At 69.3% G+C, this 13,186-nt stretch carries 15 protein-coding genes; 4 read left to right on the plus strand and 11 right to left on the minus strand.

Annotation, left to right across the window (positions count from 1 at the left end; all coding sequences use genetic code 11):
• Positions 1-41: 41 nt before the first annotated feature.
• The 5 genes from L687_RS27830 to L687_RS27850 all read right to left on the minus strand — a co-directional run bounded on the left by L687_RS27830 (position 42) and on the right by L687_RS27850 (position 4,963).
• Positions 42-683, minus strand: coding sequence for an NAD(P)-dependent oxidoreductase (locus L687_RS27830; protein WP_021199086.1), 642 nt, complete (start codon positions 681-683; stop codon positions 42-44).
• 21 nt (positions 684-704) lie between these two features.
• Positions 705-1,718, minus strand: coding sequence for a 23S rRNA (guanosine(2251)-2'-O)-methyltransferase RlmB (rlmB, locus tag L687_RS27835; protein ID WP_021199087.1), 1,014 nt, complete (start codon positions 1,716-1,718; stop codon positions 705-707).
• Positions 1,711-3,111 carry a cysteine--tRNA ligase gene (gene cysS / locus L687_RS27840; protein ID WP_021199088.1) on the minus strand — a complete coding sequence of 467 codons (1,401 nt, stop codon included), beginning with the start codon at positions 3,109-3,111 and terminating at the stop codon, positions 1,711-1,713. The genes rlmB and cysS overlap by 8 nt, the downstream gene beginning before the upstream one ends.
• Positions 3,112-3,214: 103 nt before the next feature.
• Complete coding sequence (locus L687_RS27845; RefSeq protein ID WP_021199089.1) at positions 3,215-4,411, minus strand: bifunctional 2-C-methyl-D-erythritol 4-phosphate cytidylyltransferase/2-C-methyl-D-erythritol 2,4-cyclodiphosphate synthase; 1,197 nt, start codon at positions 4,409-4,411, stop codon at positions 3,215-3,217.
• A gap of 69 nt (positions 4,412-4,480) precedes the next feature.
• The gene (locus L687_RS27850; RefSeq protein ID WP_017201416.1) at positions 4,481-4,963 is read right to left on the minus strand and encodes a CarD family transcriptional regulator; all 483 of its coding nucleotides are present in this window, start codon (positions 4,961-4,963) and stop codon (positions 4,481-4,483) included.
• Positions 4,964-5,100: 137 nt separating this feature from the next.
• Between L687_RS27850 and L687_RS27855 the strand changes: the two genes are divergently transcribed.
• Positions 5,101-5,634, plus strand: a complete 534-nt coding sequence (locus tag L687_RS27855) for a hypothetical protein (RefSeq protein WP_021199090.1) — start codon at positions 5,101-5,103, stop codon at positions 5,632-5,634.
• 70 nt (positions 5,635-5,704) lie between these two features.
• Here the strand turns inward: L687_RS27855 and L687_RS27860 are convergent, their stop codons facing one another.
• Both L687_RS27860 and L687_RS27865 read right to left on the minus strand, forming a co-directional pair.
• Entirely contained in the window at positions 5,705-6,388 is a 684-nt protein-coding gene (locus L687_RS27860) for a response regulator transcription factor (RefSeq protein WP_021199091.1), read from the minus strand.
• The gene (locus tag L687_RS27865) at positions 6,385-7,608 is read right to left on the minus strand and encodes a sensor histidine kinase (RefSeq protein ID WP_021199092.1); all 1,224 of its coding nucleotides are present in this window, start codon (positions 7,606-7,608) and stop codon (positions 6,385-6,387) included. The genes L687_RS27860 and L687_RS27865 overlap by 4 nt, the downstream gene beginning before the upstream one ends.
• A gap of 216 nt (positions 7,609-7,824) precedes the next feature.
• Here L687_RS27865 and phoU point away from each other — a divergent pair, with 216 nt between their 5' ends.
• Entirely contained in the window at positions 7,825-8,535 is a 711-nt protein-coding gene (gene phoU, locus L687_RS27870) for a phosphate signaling complex protein PhoU (protein ID WP_021199093.1), read from the plus strand.
• Positions 8,536-8,607: 72 nt separating this feature from the next.
• Here phoU and L687_RS27875 read toward each other — a convergent pair whose 3' ends face one another.
• Positions 8,608-9,357: a phosphoglyceromutase gene (locus L687_RS27875; protein ID WP_021199094.1), complete on the minus strand. Its 750-nt coding sequence runs from the start codon at positions 9,355-9,357 to the stop codon at positions 8,608-8,610.
• 59 nt (positions 9,358-9,416) lie between these two features.
• Here L687_RS27875 and L687_RS27880 point away from each other — a divergent pair, with 59 nt between their 5' ends.
• A complete protein-coding gene (locus L687_RS27880; protein ID WP_021199095.1) occupies positions 9,417-10,244 on the plus strand; it encodes a class I SAM-dependent methyltransferase in 828 nt (275 codons plus the stop codon).
• Between the two features lie 2 nt (positions 10,245-10,246).
• Here L687_RS27880 and ygfZ read toward each other — a convergent pair whose 3' ends face one another.
• From ygfZ to L687_RS27900, 3 genes are all read right to left on the minus strand, one after another.
• On the minus strand, positions 10,247-11,383 hold the full coding sequence (gene ygfZ / locus L687_RS27885; RefSeq protein WP_021199096.1) for a CAF17-like 4Fe-4S cluster assembly/insertion protein YgfZ: 1,137 nt from the start codon (positions 11,381-11,383) through the stop codon (positions 10,247-10,249).
• 1 nt (position 11,384) lies between these two features.
• Positions 11,385-11,987: an FABP family protein gene (locus L687_RS27890; RefSeq protein WP_021199097.1), complete on the minus strand. Its 603-nt coding sequence runs from the start codon at positions 11,985-11,987 to the stop codon at positions 11,385-11,387.
• A gap of 150 nt (positions 11,988-12,137) precedes the next feature.
• Positions 12,138-12,428 (minus strand): hypothetical protein, encoded by a 291-nt coding sequence (locus tag L687_RS27900; protein ID WP_021199098.1) that lies wholly within the window; start codon positions 12,426-12,428, stop codon positions 12,138-12,140.
• Between the two features lie 71 nt (positions 12,429-12,499).
• Here L687_RS27900 and L687_RS27905 point away from each other — a divergent pair, with 71 nt between their 5' ends.
• Complete coding sequence (locus L687_RS27905) at positions 12,500-13,183, plus strand: winged helix-turn-helix transcriptional regulator (RefSeq protein ID WP_021199099.1); 684 nt, start codon at positions 12,500-12,502, stop codon at positions 13,181-13,183.
• Positions 13,184-13,186 lie beyond the last annotated feature (3 nt).

Raw genomic sequence — 13,186 nt, forward strand, 5'->3', positions numbered from 1 at the left:
GGCGGGGGGGGGGGGGAGAGAGAGTGGGCGGAGCGTGGGGGTCAGTAGCCGACGGTGAAACGCTCGCGGTGGTGGTTGCCCTGCTCGATCTCGTCGACCACGGCGACGGCGAAATCGGCCCCGGAGATGTACGACTTGCCTTCGGCATCGCGGACGATCACATCGCCCCCGTCGCGATAGCGGCCGGTACGCTCGCCCTCCGCCCAAGGACCGAACACCTCAGCCGGATGGATGAAGAACCAGTCCAGTCCCGCGTCGGTCGCCTCGAGGAGCGCGAGCGAGTCGATCCCGACCTGCGCCTCGTGCTTGTACTCCTCGGGGAAGTCCTGATCGAACAGACGCGGGCCTCCGGGCGCCACCAGGCTTCCTCCGGCACCGCCGACCACGCCGAGACGGGTCGCCGTACCGGCGATCTGCTCGACGACGTTCGACAGCGCCTCGAGCGCACGGTCTTCCATGTCGCCGCGTGGAGAGAGCGCCGACACCACGGCATCCGCACCGACGAACGCGTCCGCGAGGGGCGCCAGGTCGAGCGCGGAGCCCTGCAGGTAGGCGGCTCCGGCCACCGGATCGGTCGGTTCCGAACGCGAGATCGCGATGACGGCGTGGCCACGACTCACCGCCTCCGTGACGATGTGGCGACCGGCGTACCCGGTCCCTCCGATCACGATGATGCGAGCCATGGTCAGCCTTCCCTCGGACGTCTAGTTCTTCTTCGCGGCGCGGAGCGACGCGACCTGGTACAGGGCGACGGATGTCGCGATACCGGCGTTCAGCGACTCGGTGGCCGCGGAGATCGGAATCGAGACGATCTGGTCACAGGTCTCGGACACCAGGCGCGACAGTCCCTTGCCCTCCGAGCCGACCACGATCACGACGGGACGATCGGCGAGCTGCAGCTCGGGGAGCGACACGTCGCCGTCACCGTCGAGACCGAGCACGAACACGCCCTGCTTCTTGAACTCCTTGAGCTGCGTGGTGAGGTTGGTCGCCAGCGCCACGGGGGTTCGGGCGACGGCTCCGGCGCTGGTCTTCCAAGCCGCCGAGTTGACGCCGGCCGAGCGACGCTGGGGAAGGATGACGCCCTGCCCGCCGAACGCCGCGGTGGAACGGATGATGGCGCCCAGGTTGCGGGGGTCGGTGATGCCGTCGAGGGCGACGAACAGGGGGACCTCTCCGCGGTCGATGACCTGCTCGAGCAGATCCTGCGGGTGCGCGTACTCGTACGGCGGCACCTTGATCGCGACACCCTGGTGCACGCCGTCGAACCCGGCCATACGGTCGAGCTCCGGACGCGTGACCTCCATCACGGGGATGCCCCGATGCGTGGCGATCGAGAGCATCTCCTTCACGCGGTCGTCCATCTCGACGCGCTGCGCGATGTAGAACGCCGTCGCCGGAATCTTCGCCCGCAGTGCCTCGAGGACCGAGTTGCGACCCGTGACATTCTCGGTGTCGTCGCCCGCCTTGGCCTTCGGCGCACGGTTCCCCCCGCCACCGGAGCCCGGCCGACTGCCGCCGGGGCGTCCCTTGCCGCCCGTGGCGGCCGCGTAGCGCTCGGCTGCGGCCTTGCGCTTGCCCGCCGGGTGCCAGGCGCGGTCCTCTGCCTTCGGCGTCGGTCCCCGCCCCTCGAGCGCCTTGCGCCCGAGTCCGCCGGTGCCCTTGGTCGGGCCCTTCTTGTTTCCCTTGCTCGCGCCGGGGCGCCCTGGCTTAGCCATCGATACTCCAATGAGTTCCGGCCGGAGTGTCCTCCAGCGTGATTCCTGCGGCGGCGATCGCATCTCGGATGCGATCCGCCGCCGCCCAGTCCTTGTCAGCGCGTGCCTGAGCGCGCTGGGTGATCATCGTCTGGACGAGGGCGTCCAGAGCGGATTGCGAGGCGTCGGCCTTCGCCCCGGTTGTCCGTGTGAGGCCGAGGACGGAAGTCATCGCCAGCACGGCACGCAGCGCGTCGAGCGCGGCGGTGTCCTCCCCCGCGTCCAGCGCTGCGTTTCCCGCACGCACCGTCTCGTGCAGCACCGCGAGCGCCTGGGGCACGCCGAGGTCATCATCCATCGCCTCTGCGAACGCGGCGGGGAGGCTCTGCGACAGGAGGAACCCGATGCCCCCTCCGGCAACACGTGCGGCACGTTGCTGGAACGTGCCGATCCGGTTGAGAGCCGCCTCGGCCTCGGCCCACGACGAGTCGCCGAGGTCGAGGCTCGACCGGTAGTGGGCGGCGGCGAGTGCGTACCGCACCACCAGTGGATCGTGCGCGGCCAGCACATCGGCCGCCAACGTGAAGTTCCCCAACGACTTCGACATCTTCTGGCCGTCGACGGTCACGAGCCCGTTGTGCACCCAGTAGCGCGCGAAGCCGTCACCTGCTGCCGTCGACTGCGCGAGCTCGTTCTCGTGGTGCGGGAAGCGCAGGTCGAGCCCTCCCCCATGGATGTCGAACTCGGCGCCGAGATAGCGCTTCGACATCGCGGAGCATTCGATGTGCCATCCGGGCCGCCCGGATCCCCACGGCGACGCCCAGGTCGCATCGGCCGGCTCTTCGGGCTTGCTGCCCTTCCAGAGCGCGAAGTCCTGCGGGTTGCGCTTGCCCCGAGGGTCCGCATCCTCTGCGGCCTCCATGGCGTCGAGGGACTGATGGGTGAGCGATCCGTACTCCGCCCAGGAGCGCACGTCGAAGTACACGTCGCCGGAGCTGTCGGGCGCCGGGTAGGCGTGGCCGCGTTCGATCAGCACCGCGATGAGTTCCTGCATCTGCGGCACGGACGCCGTGGCCCGAGGCTCGTAGGTCGGCGGCAGGATGCCGACACCCGCATACGCCGCGGTGAACTCCTGCTCCATCCGGTACGCCAATGCCCACCACGGCTCGGAGTCCGTCGCGTTGGCGAGCACCTTGTCGTCGATGTCGGTGACGTTGCGCACGAACGTGACCCGACCGTGGCGGTACTCCAGCCAGCGGCGCAGCAGATCGAAGCTCAGAGCGGCCCGGACGTGCCCGATGTGGGGCCCCGACTGCACCGTGGGTCCACACACGTACATCGTGATGTTCTCGGGATCGAGAGGCACGAAGTCGCGCAGCTGCTGCGCGCGGGTGTCGTAGAGGCGGACTGTCACCGCTCAAGCCTACTCGGCGACCGCTGAGCGCCAGCCCCCGCAGCGTTATTCGCCGTCCGATATGACGTTCGGCGACCGACCGGGAGGCCTCCTCCCCTGATCGTCAGCCTTCTCTGGGACCGGTGGGGATCACCGACGCGATGGCCGTCACCGCGATGCCCTCGCCCCGCCCGGGGAATCCGAGCCCGTCCGTCGTCGTCGCGGTCACCGTCACCGGGGCGCCGAGGACAGCGGACAGAACGCCCTCGGCCTCTGCCCGTCGAGGGCTGAAACGCGGCCGATTGCCCTGGAACTGCACCGAGACGTTGCCGATGTCGAATCCGGCTCCAGCGAGGAGCTCGCGGGTGCGGGCGAGGAAGACGTCGGCGTGCGCGCCGGCGTACTCGGGGTGCGAGGTGCCGAAGTGCTCCCCGATGTCGCCGAGACCCGCGGCCCCGAGGAGCGCGTCGACCATCGCGTGAGCGACGGCGTCTCCGTCCGAATGACCGGACAGCGGCTGCTCCCCCTCCCATTCGAGCCCGGCGAGCCACAGGTTCCCTTCGCCGCCGAAAGCGTGGACATCCGTCCCGATGCCCACGCGGGGGATGCCGGATGCTGCGGCTCTCGTGCCGAGCAGATGCCGGGCACGCTCGAGGTCGGCCGGCGTGGTGATCTTGAAAGCCCGCTCGGAGCCCCCGATGTAGCGCACGGGATGACCCGCCGCAGCGAACAGCGCCGCATCGTCGGTGTACTCGGTGCCACCGTCGCGTGCCGCGGCGTACGCGGACTCGAGCAGCGTCCTCGGGAACCCCTGCGGCGTCTGCGCCGCGGCGAGTTCGGAACGGTCGACGGCGGCGACGACGACACCGTCCACGACCTTCTTGAGGGTGTCGACGACGGGCAGCGCCGGGATCACGCCGACATCTGCCGTCACCGACGCGGCGACCGCATCGATCTGCGTCGGAGGGGTGAGAGCGCGCGCCGCATCGTGCACCAGCACCGTCTCGACGTCACCCCAGAGCGCGGCGAGACCCGCCGCGACCGACTGCTGTCTGGTCGCACCGCCCACGACCACACGCCCGAGGTCGGCCCGTTCGCCGGCGGCCTCTCGAAGCTCTGTCTCGGCGTCGCCCTCCCACCCTTCCGGGGCGACCACGATGACCTGGGCCGGGGCCGCGGCGAAGACGCCGTCGAGCGCATGGCGAAGGATGGGACGGGCATCGATACCGACGAAGGCCTTCGGGGCGCGTGCGCCCAGACGCGTGCCTGAGCCGGCGGCGACGACGATGATCGCGGTACGCGGGACGGGGAGGATGGTCACAGCATCACGTTACCGGCGAAGACGACGAAAGGCGGATGCCGAAGCACCCGCCTTTCGTCGTGGAACAGCTCAGGACGCGAGGACCTCGTCGAGCAGTGCGCCCGCCTTGTCCTCGTCGGTCTTCTCGGCGAGCGCCAGCTCGGAGATGAGGATCTGACGAGCCTTCGCCAGCATCCGCTTCTCACCCGCGGAGAGTCCGCGGTCCTGGTCACGACGCCACAGGTCGCGAACGACTTCGCTCACCTTGATCACATCGCCGGAGGCGAGCTTCTCGAGGTTCGCCTTGTACCGACGCGACCAGTTCGTGGGCTCTTCTGTGAAGGGTGCTCGCAGCACCTCGAAAACATGATCGAGGCCTTCCTTGCCGATGACGTCACGAACGCCGACCAGGTCGACATTCTCCGCGGGGACCTCAATGATGAGATCGCCCTGGGTGACGTTGAGCTTCAGGTATTTCTTCGCCTCACCCTTGATGATGCGCTCTTTGACCTCGATGATGGTCGCAGCGCCATGGTGGGGATAGACGACGGTCTCGCCAACCTCAAAAAGCATAAAAACGTGTCCTTTCGGCAACCTCAAGGATACCACAGGGGTCATGCGCTAAGGTTCGCGCCTCCGGTGCCGCAGGAGCCCTCACGACTTACGCATAGAATGGATGCGGATATCCCCGCCGGACCTCAGGAGGACCCGTGAAATCGCGCCTTGTTGCGTCTGCAGCCCTCAGCGCCCTCGTTCTGCTCGGTGCGACCGGGTGCACGTTCATCACCCCGCAGTCCACCAAGACCGAGTACGCCGCGTCCGACGGAGTGAACGTGTCCGACGCCGACGGCCCGATCGACGTGCGCAACGCCCTCGTGGTTGCCACCGAAGACGGGTCGACCGGAAACTTCGTCGCCGCCATCGTGAACCCCTCCGAGGAGAAGGCGACCCTGACGATCACCGTCGAGGGCCTGGATCCGCTCGTCGTCACCGTCCCCGCAGGGGGCACGGTGAGCCTGGGCGCGGATGAGGAGCCGCTGCGCATCGTCGGCCTCGACACCAAGCCCGGCGCCACGGTGGAGATGCACTTCCAGTCCGGAGACTCCACCGGCGTCAAGACCGAGGTGCCCGTACTCGACGGCACTCTCCCGTACTACGCAGACCTGGTCCCCTCCGAGAAGGAGTCGACCCCTCGCCCGACACCCCTGCCGACCGACACGGCAGCTCCGGCGCCCGCGAACTGACGCGTCACCGCATCGAGAAGAGGCCGGCACCCCCGCAGGGTGCCGGCCTCTTCTCCGTTCCGCCTGAGGATCAGCCTTCGAAGCGATACCCCAGACCTCGCACGGTGACGAGCATGACCGGCTCGCTCGGGTTCTCCTCGATGCGCGAGCGGATGCGCTTGATGTGCACGTCGAGGGTCTTGGTGTCGCCGAAGTAGTCACTCCCCCAGACCCGGTCGATGAGCTGTCCGCGGGTCAGGACGCGTCCGGAGTTGCGCATCAGGACCTCGAGCAGCTCGAACTCCTTCAGCGGCATGTTGATCTGCGCGCCGGCGACGGAGACGGTGTGCCGGTCGATGTCGAGCGAGACCCGCCCGCCGTCGAGCACGCGCTCGTCGAGCTCACCCTCGGCCTGCACGACCCGACGCAGCACGGCACGCATGCGTGCGAGCAGCTCGCGGGACGAGTAGGGCTTCGTGATGTAGTCGTCGGCGCCGAGCTCGAGGCCCACGACGATGTCCACCTCGGAGTCCTTCGCTGTGAGCATGATGATGGGCACGGCCGAGGTGGACCGGATCTGTCGGCACACCTCGGTGCCCGGCATCCCCGGAAGCATGAGGTCGAGCAGCACGATGTCGGCACCGCGCTCCCGGAAAGCCGCGAGAGCGCCGGGGCCGTCCTCGGCGATCTCCACCTCGTAACCCTCACGCCGGAGCAGGTACGCGAGCGGGTCGGCGAGGTCGGGCTCGTCTTCGACGAGAAGGATTCGGGTCATGCTCTCTCTCCGTTTCGAACGCGCGCGGACGACGCGGCCTTGGCCGCCTTGCGCGCACGCTTCTTCTTGCTCTTCTTGCCCGCGTCGAGGTTGTCGGGGGCCTCGATCCGGGGAAGACGGATCGTGAACGTGGAGCCCCGGCCCGGACGGGACCACAGCCGCACCTCTCCGCCGTGCCGCTGCGTCGCGTGCTTGACGATGGAGAGCCCGAGACCGGTACCCCCGGTGCGCCGGGAGCGGGCTTCATCCGCACGGTAGAACCGTTCGAAGATGCGCTCGCGATCGGCTTCGGCGATACCGATGCCCTGGTCGGACACGGCGATCTCGACCACGCCCGCCTCCGCCCGCACGCCGACTCCGACGCGGGAGCCGCGGGGCGAGTACACGATCGCGTTGGCGATCAGGTTGCCGACCGCCTCGATCAGGATCTGCGCGTCGCCGCGCACGAACACGCCGCGGTCCCCGCCTCTGGCGAGCTCGACGCCGGCGGAATCCGCCTGCACGACATGGGCCTCGATCGAGGAGGCGATCACCTCGTCGATCGCGACGGGACCGACCTTCGTCAGGCCGTCCTCGGCCTGCAGCCGGGACAGGCTCATGATGCGCCCGGTGAGCTGCCCGAGTCTTCCGGCCTCGGCGGAGATGCGTGCGGCGAAGATGCGCACCTGCGCGGGATCGTCGGCCGCCGACTCGATGGCCTCGGCGAGAAGGCTCACGGCGCCCACGGGGGTCTTCAGCTCGTGACTGGTGTTCGCCACGAAGTCGCGGCGCATCTGGTCGAGTCGTTCCTGCTCGGTGACGTCGCGGATGATCAGCAGCACCAGGCGGGTGCCGATCACGCTGGCACGGGCCGAGACCAGACGGGGGTCGAGACTCAGTCCCCCACGTGTGATGCGCATCGACTCGGTGACGGAGCCGCCCGCTTCCCGGACGCCGCGCACCAGTTGGCGGAGCTCCGGGTGGTCGAGCGTCGAGCCGACCTCGATGCCGAAACGCGTCGCGGCCTGCGAGGAAGCCAGCACGAGGCCGGAGGTGTCGACGATCGCCGCGGCATCGTCCATGCTGTGCAGGACGTCGGTGATGCCGGCCGGGATCGCCAGCGACGTCTCCTCCTGCACCCGCGCCCGTGCACGGTATGCCCACACCACGAGGAGGGAGAGGCCGACGCCGATCACCAGCCCGATGGCGAGCGAAGACAGCGCGAGCTGCGGCAAGGTCATGACACAAGCGTAGAGTGCGTTCACCGTCCGTCCGGCGGGTTTCCGCGCCCTGGCGGGAACAGGAGAAGTACTATTCACGTGCTGGGCACCGTTCGTTAACCTTCGAAGCAGACAATCGCTTCGGGCTTGTGCGGGAGCACAGACCTGCTCTCGTGCGGACGACCCGCCGTCTCGCGCTGACACAGCCGAGATCCGAATGAAAGGTTGCGCCCCAACATGCGCGAAGTCTTCCACCAGTCCCTCGAGGACCTTCAGAATCGTCTCGTCGAGATCGCCGACCTCGTCACGGTCTCGATCGACAAGGCCACCAGGGCGTTCGCGACGAGCGACGTGGCCCTGGCCGAGGAGGTCATCGCCGACGACGCGAAGATCGACGAGCTGGCCGTCGCCCTCGACGAGCAGGCCATCGAGATCCTCGCCCGCCAGCAGCCGGTCGCCCGCGACCTGCGCATCGTGGTCACGGCTCTGCGCGTGAGCGCCTCGCTCGAGCGCATGGGCGACATGTCGGAGCACATCGCCCAGCTCGCCCGTCTCCGCTTCCCCGAGCGCGCCATCCCGAAGGGCCTCAAGGGCACCTTCGTGAAGATGGGCGAGCTCGACGTCGAGGTCGCCCGCACGCTCTCCGAGCTGCTGCGCACCCAGGACCTGCGCTTCGCCGACGCCATCCGCAACGCGGACGACGACGTCGACGAGCTGCACGCCACCGTCTTCGAGAAGGTTCTCAGCGACAACTGGAAGGGCGAGGCCACGGCGACCGTCGATGCCACGCTCGCCAGCCGCTACCACGAGCGCTTCGCGGACCACGCGGTGGCCGTCGCGAAGAAGGTCGTCTACCTCGCCACGGGCGATTGGGCCGTCGAGGAGGAGGACATCCCCCTCGCCGTCGAGCAGCAGGAGCTGGGCCAGCAGGAGTTCGGCCACGCCTGACCCGCACATCGAGAAACGCCGAAGCCCCCGATGCGTGCGCATCGGGGGCTTCGGCGTTCCGAGCGGAAGCTCTTACTTCTTGCCCTGCGCCGCGACGGCGGCGGCGCCGGCGGCGGCGGCCTCGGGGTCGAGGTAACGGCCGGGTCCGGTGGGGACGTTGTTCTCGTCCAGCTCGTAGACCAGCGGGATGCCGGTCGGGATGTTCAGCTCGGCGATGTCGTCGTCGCTGATGCCCTCGAGGTGCTTCACGAGACCACGCAGCGAGTTGCCGTGCGCTGTGACGAGCACGGTCTTGCCGGCTTCGAGGTCGGGGACGATCGCGCTCTCCCAGTACGGCAGCAGACGGTCGATGACGAGCTTGAGCGACTCGGTGCGCGGCACTTCGCCATCGATCCCCGCGTAGCGGACGTCGTTCACCTGGCTGAACTCGCTCTCGTCGTCGAGCACGGGCGGCGGCACGTCGAACGAGCGGCGCCACAGCTGGAACTGCTCGGGACCGAACTCCTCGAGCGTCTGCGCCTTGTCCTTGCCCTGGAGCGCACCGTAGTGGCGCTCGTTGAGGCGCCACGAGCGGGTCACCGGGATCCACAGCCGGTCGGCGGCATCGAGCGCGATGTTCGCGGTCTGGATGGCGCGGCTCAGCAGCGAGGTGTGCAGTACGTCGGGGAGGATGCCGGACTCGGCCAGCAGCTCACCACCGCGGCGGGCCTCCTTCTCGCCCTGCGCGTTGAGGCGGACGTCCACCCAACCGGTGAACAGGTTCAGTTCGTTCCACTCGCTCCGGCCGTGGCGGAGCAGGATGAGGGTGCGCGTCGCAGTCATGCCGTCAGTTTATCCGCCCGGGGCACGGCACCCGATTCGGATGCTGGGAGGATGGAGACATGGCGTCATCTCCCCTCGGTCGGCCGACCCGCGGCACCACGGGGACCAACCGACTGCGACGCAACGATCGCTGGATCGCGGCGAGCGCCGCGTTGCGGCGGGCATCCGATCCGCTGGTCGTCGACCTCGGCTACGGCGCCAGCGGCGTCACCGCCTTCGAGCTCGCGACCCGCCTGGTCCGGGCGCGCGACGACGTCGAGGTGCGCGGCCTGGAGATCGACCCCGCGCGCGTCGCGACCGCCGACTCCCAGCTCGCCGAGGTGCGTGCGGGGCGAACGCCGTTCGCTCCCGATCTGCCCGTCTCCTTCGCGCGCGGCGGCTTCGAGGTTCCGCTCCCCGAGGGACGCACGGCCGCGGTGATCCGCGCCATGAACGTGCTGCGGCAGTACGACGAGCAGGACGTCGCGGATGCCTGGTCCCTGATGGCTTCCCGCCTGGCCCCTGGCGGCCTGCTGTTCGAGGGGACCTGTGACGAGATCGGCCGGGTGTCGAGCTGGATCGACGTGGATGCGCACGCTGCGCCGCTGCGCTTCACGATCTCCCTGCGTCTCGCCGATCTGGAGCGCCCGAGCATCGTCGCCGAGCGTCTGCCGAAGGCGCTGATCCACCGCAACGTCCCGGGCGAGCGCATCCATTCCCTGCTCGTCGATCTCGATCGGGAGTGGGACCGCGCGGCTCCGCTTTCGACGTTCGGCGCCACGCAGCGCTTCCTCGCCGCCGTGGGCGCACTCCGGGACCAGGGATGGCCGGTGCTCGGCGGACGCACTCGGTGGCGCCTGGGCGAGCTCACACTGCCCTGGTCCGCGGTCGCCCCGCTCCCCGCCTGAGTTCAGCTTCCGGCGCCGGAGACGGAATCGCGCGGGTCCGGTGCCGTGGGTCGGCGAGACAGACGGGTGAGGCGCGGGATATCTGCGGTGGCCCCCGCGTCAGCCGGCACGATCACCTGCTGCGAGGCGGCGATGTCGATGCCGTCCGCACGCACCACCAGATCCCCGACCGGCGCGCGCCGCGACAGGATCGCGAGAGCGATGGGACCGTCTTCGTGGTGACGCGCGACCGAGGTCAGGTGCCCGACCTCGTCGTCGCCGGCGTACACCGGCGCGCCCGGCTCGGGAAGCACCGCATCGCTGCCATCGAGGTGGAGGGCGGCCAGACGGCGGGGCGGGTGACCGAGATTGTGCACCTTCGCGACCGTCTCCTGTCCGCGGTAGCAGCCCTTGTTCAGGTGCACCGCGCTGCGGATCCAGTCGGACTCGTGCGGCAGCGAACGCTCGTCGACCTCTGTCGTCCAGCGCGGGCGCCAGGCAGCCACGCGCAGTGCCTCGGCGGCGAGGAGACCGGCGAGCGCCTCCCGATCGAGGGACGCGGCGAGGGCCTCAGCCCCGTCCGCGGACAGGATCGCCACCCGCCACGCATAGTCGGCCGCCGGATGCTCGATGACCTCGGAGTACTGGTGTCCGCCGACGCTGATCCGCTGCCACGGGTCGGCCCAGACGAGAGCGATGCCGTGCGGCGAGGCTGCGGCGGCGGTGGCCGCCGCAGCGACGACACCGCCGTCGATGAACCCGACCGGCACGAGGTCGGCGCGGATGTCGACGGTGGCCTGGGTGCGGAACTTCATGCGCGTCAGCCAGCCGGCGAGCGCCTCGGCGTCTCCCGCATCCGCGATGAGCCATGTGGATGCACCGTCGTCGATGACGCCGGCCGCGTGTTCCACCCGGCCCTGCGGGTCGAGAACCAGAAGCTCGGTGCTTTCTCCGGGGGCGAGCCGTCCGACGGCCTGCGAGGTGATCGAATCGAGCCAGCTCAGCCGTTCGGGACCCGCGACCTCGATCACGGTGCGGTCGCCGAGGGGCGCGAGGGCCGCGCCGTCGGCGAGACGCCGCTGCTCACGGAACGCATCGCCGAAGTGCGCGATCAGATCGCCGTCGGCGACGGCACCGTCGATCCCGCCGAAGACGGACATCTCAGACCTTGGCCAGTCGAGCCGACGCATGGGAGCGCAGCGGGGTGCCGAGGGCGGCGATGTCCCAGGCCCACAGCAGGTGACCGTCGACGAGGCCGTACATGCGCGAAGACGCCGTGTGCACCTTCGCACCGGCACTGCGCACGACGGCGTCCGAGCCGATGTCGATGCGCGGACCGTTGATCTCGCCGATGTACAGCTCGAGGGCGCCGTCGGCGTGCGCGAGCGAGACCTCGATGGGGAATCCGCCGCTCGGCGCGCGCAGCTCCTCCACGTCGTCGACCGTGCGTGCGACGGCGGGCGCGGTCGGAGGCAGCAGCGCGGGACCGGGATCCGCGGCCGTGGCCGGGCGCGCCAGACGCCAGAAGCCTGTCTCGGCCAGCAACGCCGCCGCGGGGGTGCCCTCTTCCGTGAGGAAGGTGGCCGTGCCGGAGTAGTTCAGGAACGGACCCCCGTCATGGCTGAAGCTGACCCGGTGCGTGAACTCGCCCTGCAGGCGATCTTCGCCCACCGGGTAGTCGATGACACCTGTTCCCTCCCAGACGCCGATCAGCCACGCGAACGGGACGAGATCGGCCGGAAGGTCGACGGGCAGTTCGAGCATCGTCGCGTCAGCGCTGGCCGCGGAAGAGGTTGCGCAGCACCACTGCCGAGACGAAGACGATAGCGAGGCTCGCGAGGCCCAGCAGGCCGATGAAGAAGATTTCGAGCGCCATGAGGTCCATGTGCTCCACCTTACCGCGCCGCGCCGGTGTCAGGACGGGATCAGTGCCGCGAGACCGAATCCGACCGAGATGATGCCCATCAGCAGCAGACCGCCGATCACGCTCCCCGCCACCCGGAAGATGAAACCCTGCGTACGCCCGTACCAGAGCTGCACGGCGAAGGACAGGAGCACGACGCCGCCGAACCCGACCAGCAGCCAGGACACGCGCCATTCCTCCGGCACGAAGATGCCGATGGCGACGGTGGCGAGGAACGCGGTGGCCCAGACGACGAGCACACCGACGAACGCGTTGCGCGGTGCGAGTGCGGGATCCGTCATGTCTCCATTGTTGCGCATCGCTCCCGGTATCATGGCGGCACGACGTCGATCCGCGTCTGTGAGGAGTGCGCGTGGCCCAGGTGCTGGTTCTGACCAACGCTCCGCTCTCCGAGCAGGTGCTCCCCGCGCTCGAGCTGCTGAGCCACCGCGCGCGCCAGATACCCGCAGAGCCCTCGCAACTGGTCAACGCCCCCGAGTACGACGTCGTGATCGTCGATGGCCGTCACGACCTGGTCGCCGCGAAGTCGCTGTGCCGCCTGCTGCGAACCGCCGGGCAGGATGCGCCGCTGCTCCTCGTCGTCACGGAAGGCGGGATGAGCGCGCTGTCGGGAGACTGGGGCATCGACGATGTCCTGCTCTCCACGGCGGGGCCCGCGGAGATCGACGCCCGACTCCGTCTCGCCCTCGCCCGACGCGACGAGGTCGCCGAGCCCGCGCGCGTGCAGGCATCCGGCGTCACGATCGATGAGCAGTCCTACTCCGCCAAACTGCGCGGCAGGCCTCTGGATCTCACCTACAAGGAGTTCCAGCTTCTGCACTTCCTGGCGACGCACCCCGCTCGCGTGTTCACCCGCGAGCAGTTGCTCAGCGAGGTCTGGGGGTACGACTATTTCGGGGGCACCCGCACGGTCGACGTGCATGTGCGACGGCTCAGGGCGAAGCTCGGCGACCAGGAGCAGATCATCGGCACCGTGCGCAACGTCGGCTACCGCTTCAACGTCAACGAGGATGAGGGCCTCGCCAGCGCGGGCTGACGA

This window comes from Microbacterium maritypicum MF109, from assembly GCF_000455825.1.
Taxonomy (GTDB): Bacteria; Actinomycetota; Actinomycetes; order Actinomycetales; family Microbacteriaceae; genus Microbacterium; species Microbacterium maritypicum_A.

Excerpts from the sequence above, each read along its gene's own strand:
- L687_RS27830 (WP_021199086.1), bottom strand. The coding sequence starts at position 683 with ATGGCTCGCATCATCGTGATCGGAGGGACCGGGTACGCCGGTCGCCAC.
- L687_RS27865 (WP_021199092.1), bottom strand. The coding sequence starts at position 7,608 with ATGACCTTGCCGCAGCTCGCGCTGTCTTCGCTCGCCATCGGGCTGGTG.
- rlmB (WP_021199087.1), bottom strand. The coding sequence starts at position 1,718 with ATGGCTAAGCCAGGGCGCCCCGGCGCGAGCAAGGGAAACAAGAAGGGC.
- L687_RS27860 (WP_021199091.1), bottom strand. The coding sequence starts at position 6,388 with ATGACCCGAATCCTTCTCGTCGAAGACGAGCCCGACCTCGCCGACCCG.
- phoU (WP_021199093.1), top strand. The coding sequence starts at position 7,825 with ATGCGCGAAGTCTTCCACCAGTCCCTCGAGGACCTTCAGAATCGTCTC.
- L687_RS27850 (WP_017201416.1), bottom strand. The coding sequence starts at position 4,963 with ATGCTTTTTGAGGTTGGCGAGACCGTCGTCTATCCCCACCATGGCGCT.
- L687_RS27875 (WP_021199094.1), bottom strand. The coding sequence starts at position 9,357 with ATGACTGCGACGCGCACCCTCATCCTGCTCCGCCACGGCCGGAGCGAG.
- L687_RS27890 (WP_021199097.1), bottom strand. The coding sequence starts at position 11,987 with ATGCTCGAACTGCCCGTCGACCTTCCGGCCGATCTCGTCCCGTTCGCG.
- L687_RS27880 (WP_021199095.1), top strand. The coding sequence starts at position 9,417 with ATGGCGTCATCTCCCCTCGGTCGGCCGACCCGCGGCACCACGGGGACC.
- ygfZ (WP_021199096.1), bottom strand. The coding sequence starts at position 11,383 with ATGTCCGTCTTCGGCGGGATCGACGGTGCCGTCGCCGACGGCGATCTG.
- L687_RS27900 (WP_021199098.1), bottom strand. The coding sequence starts at position 12,428 with ATGACGGATCCCGCACTCGCACCGCGCAACGCGTTCGTCGGTGTGCTC.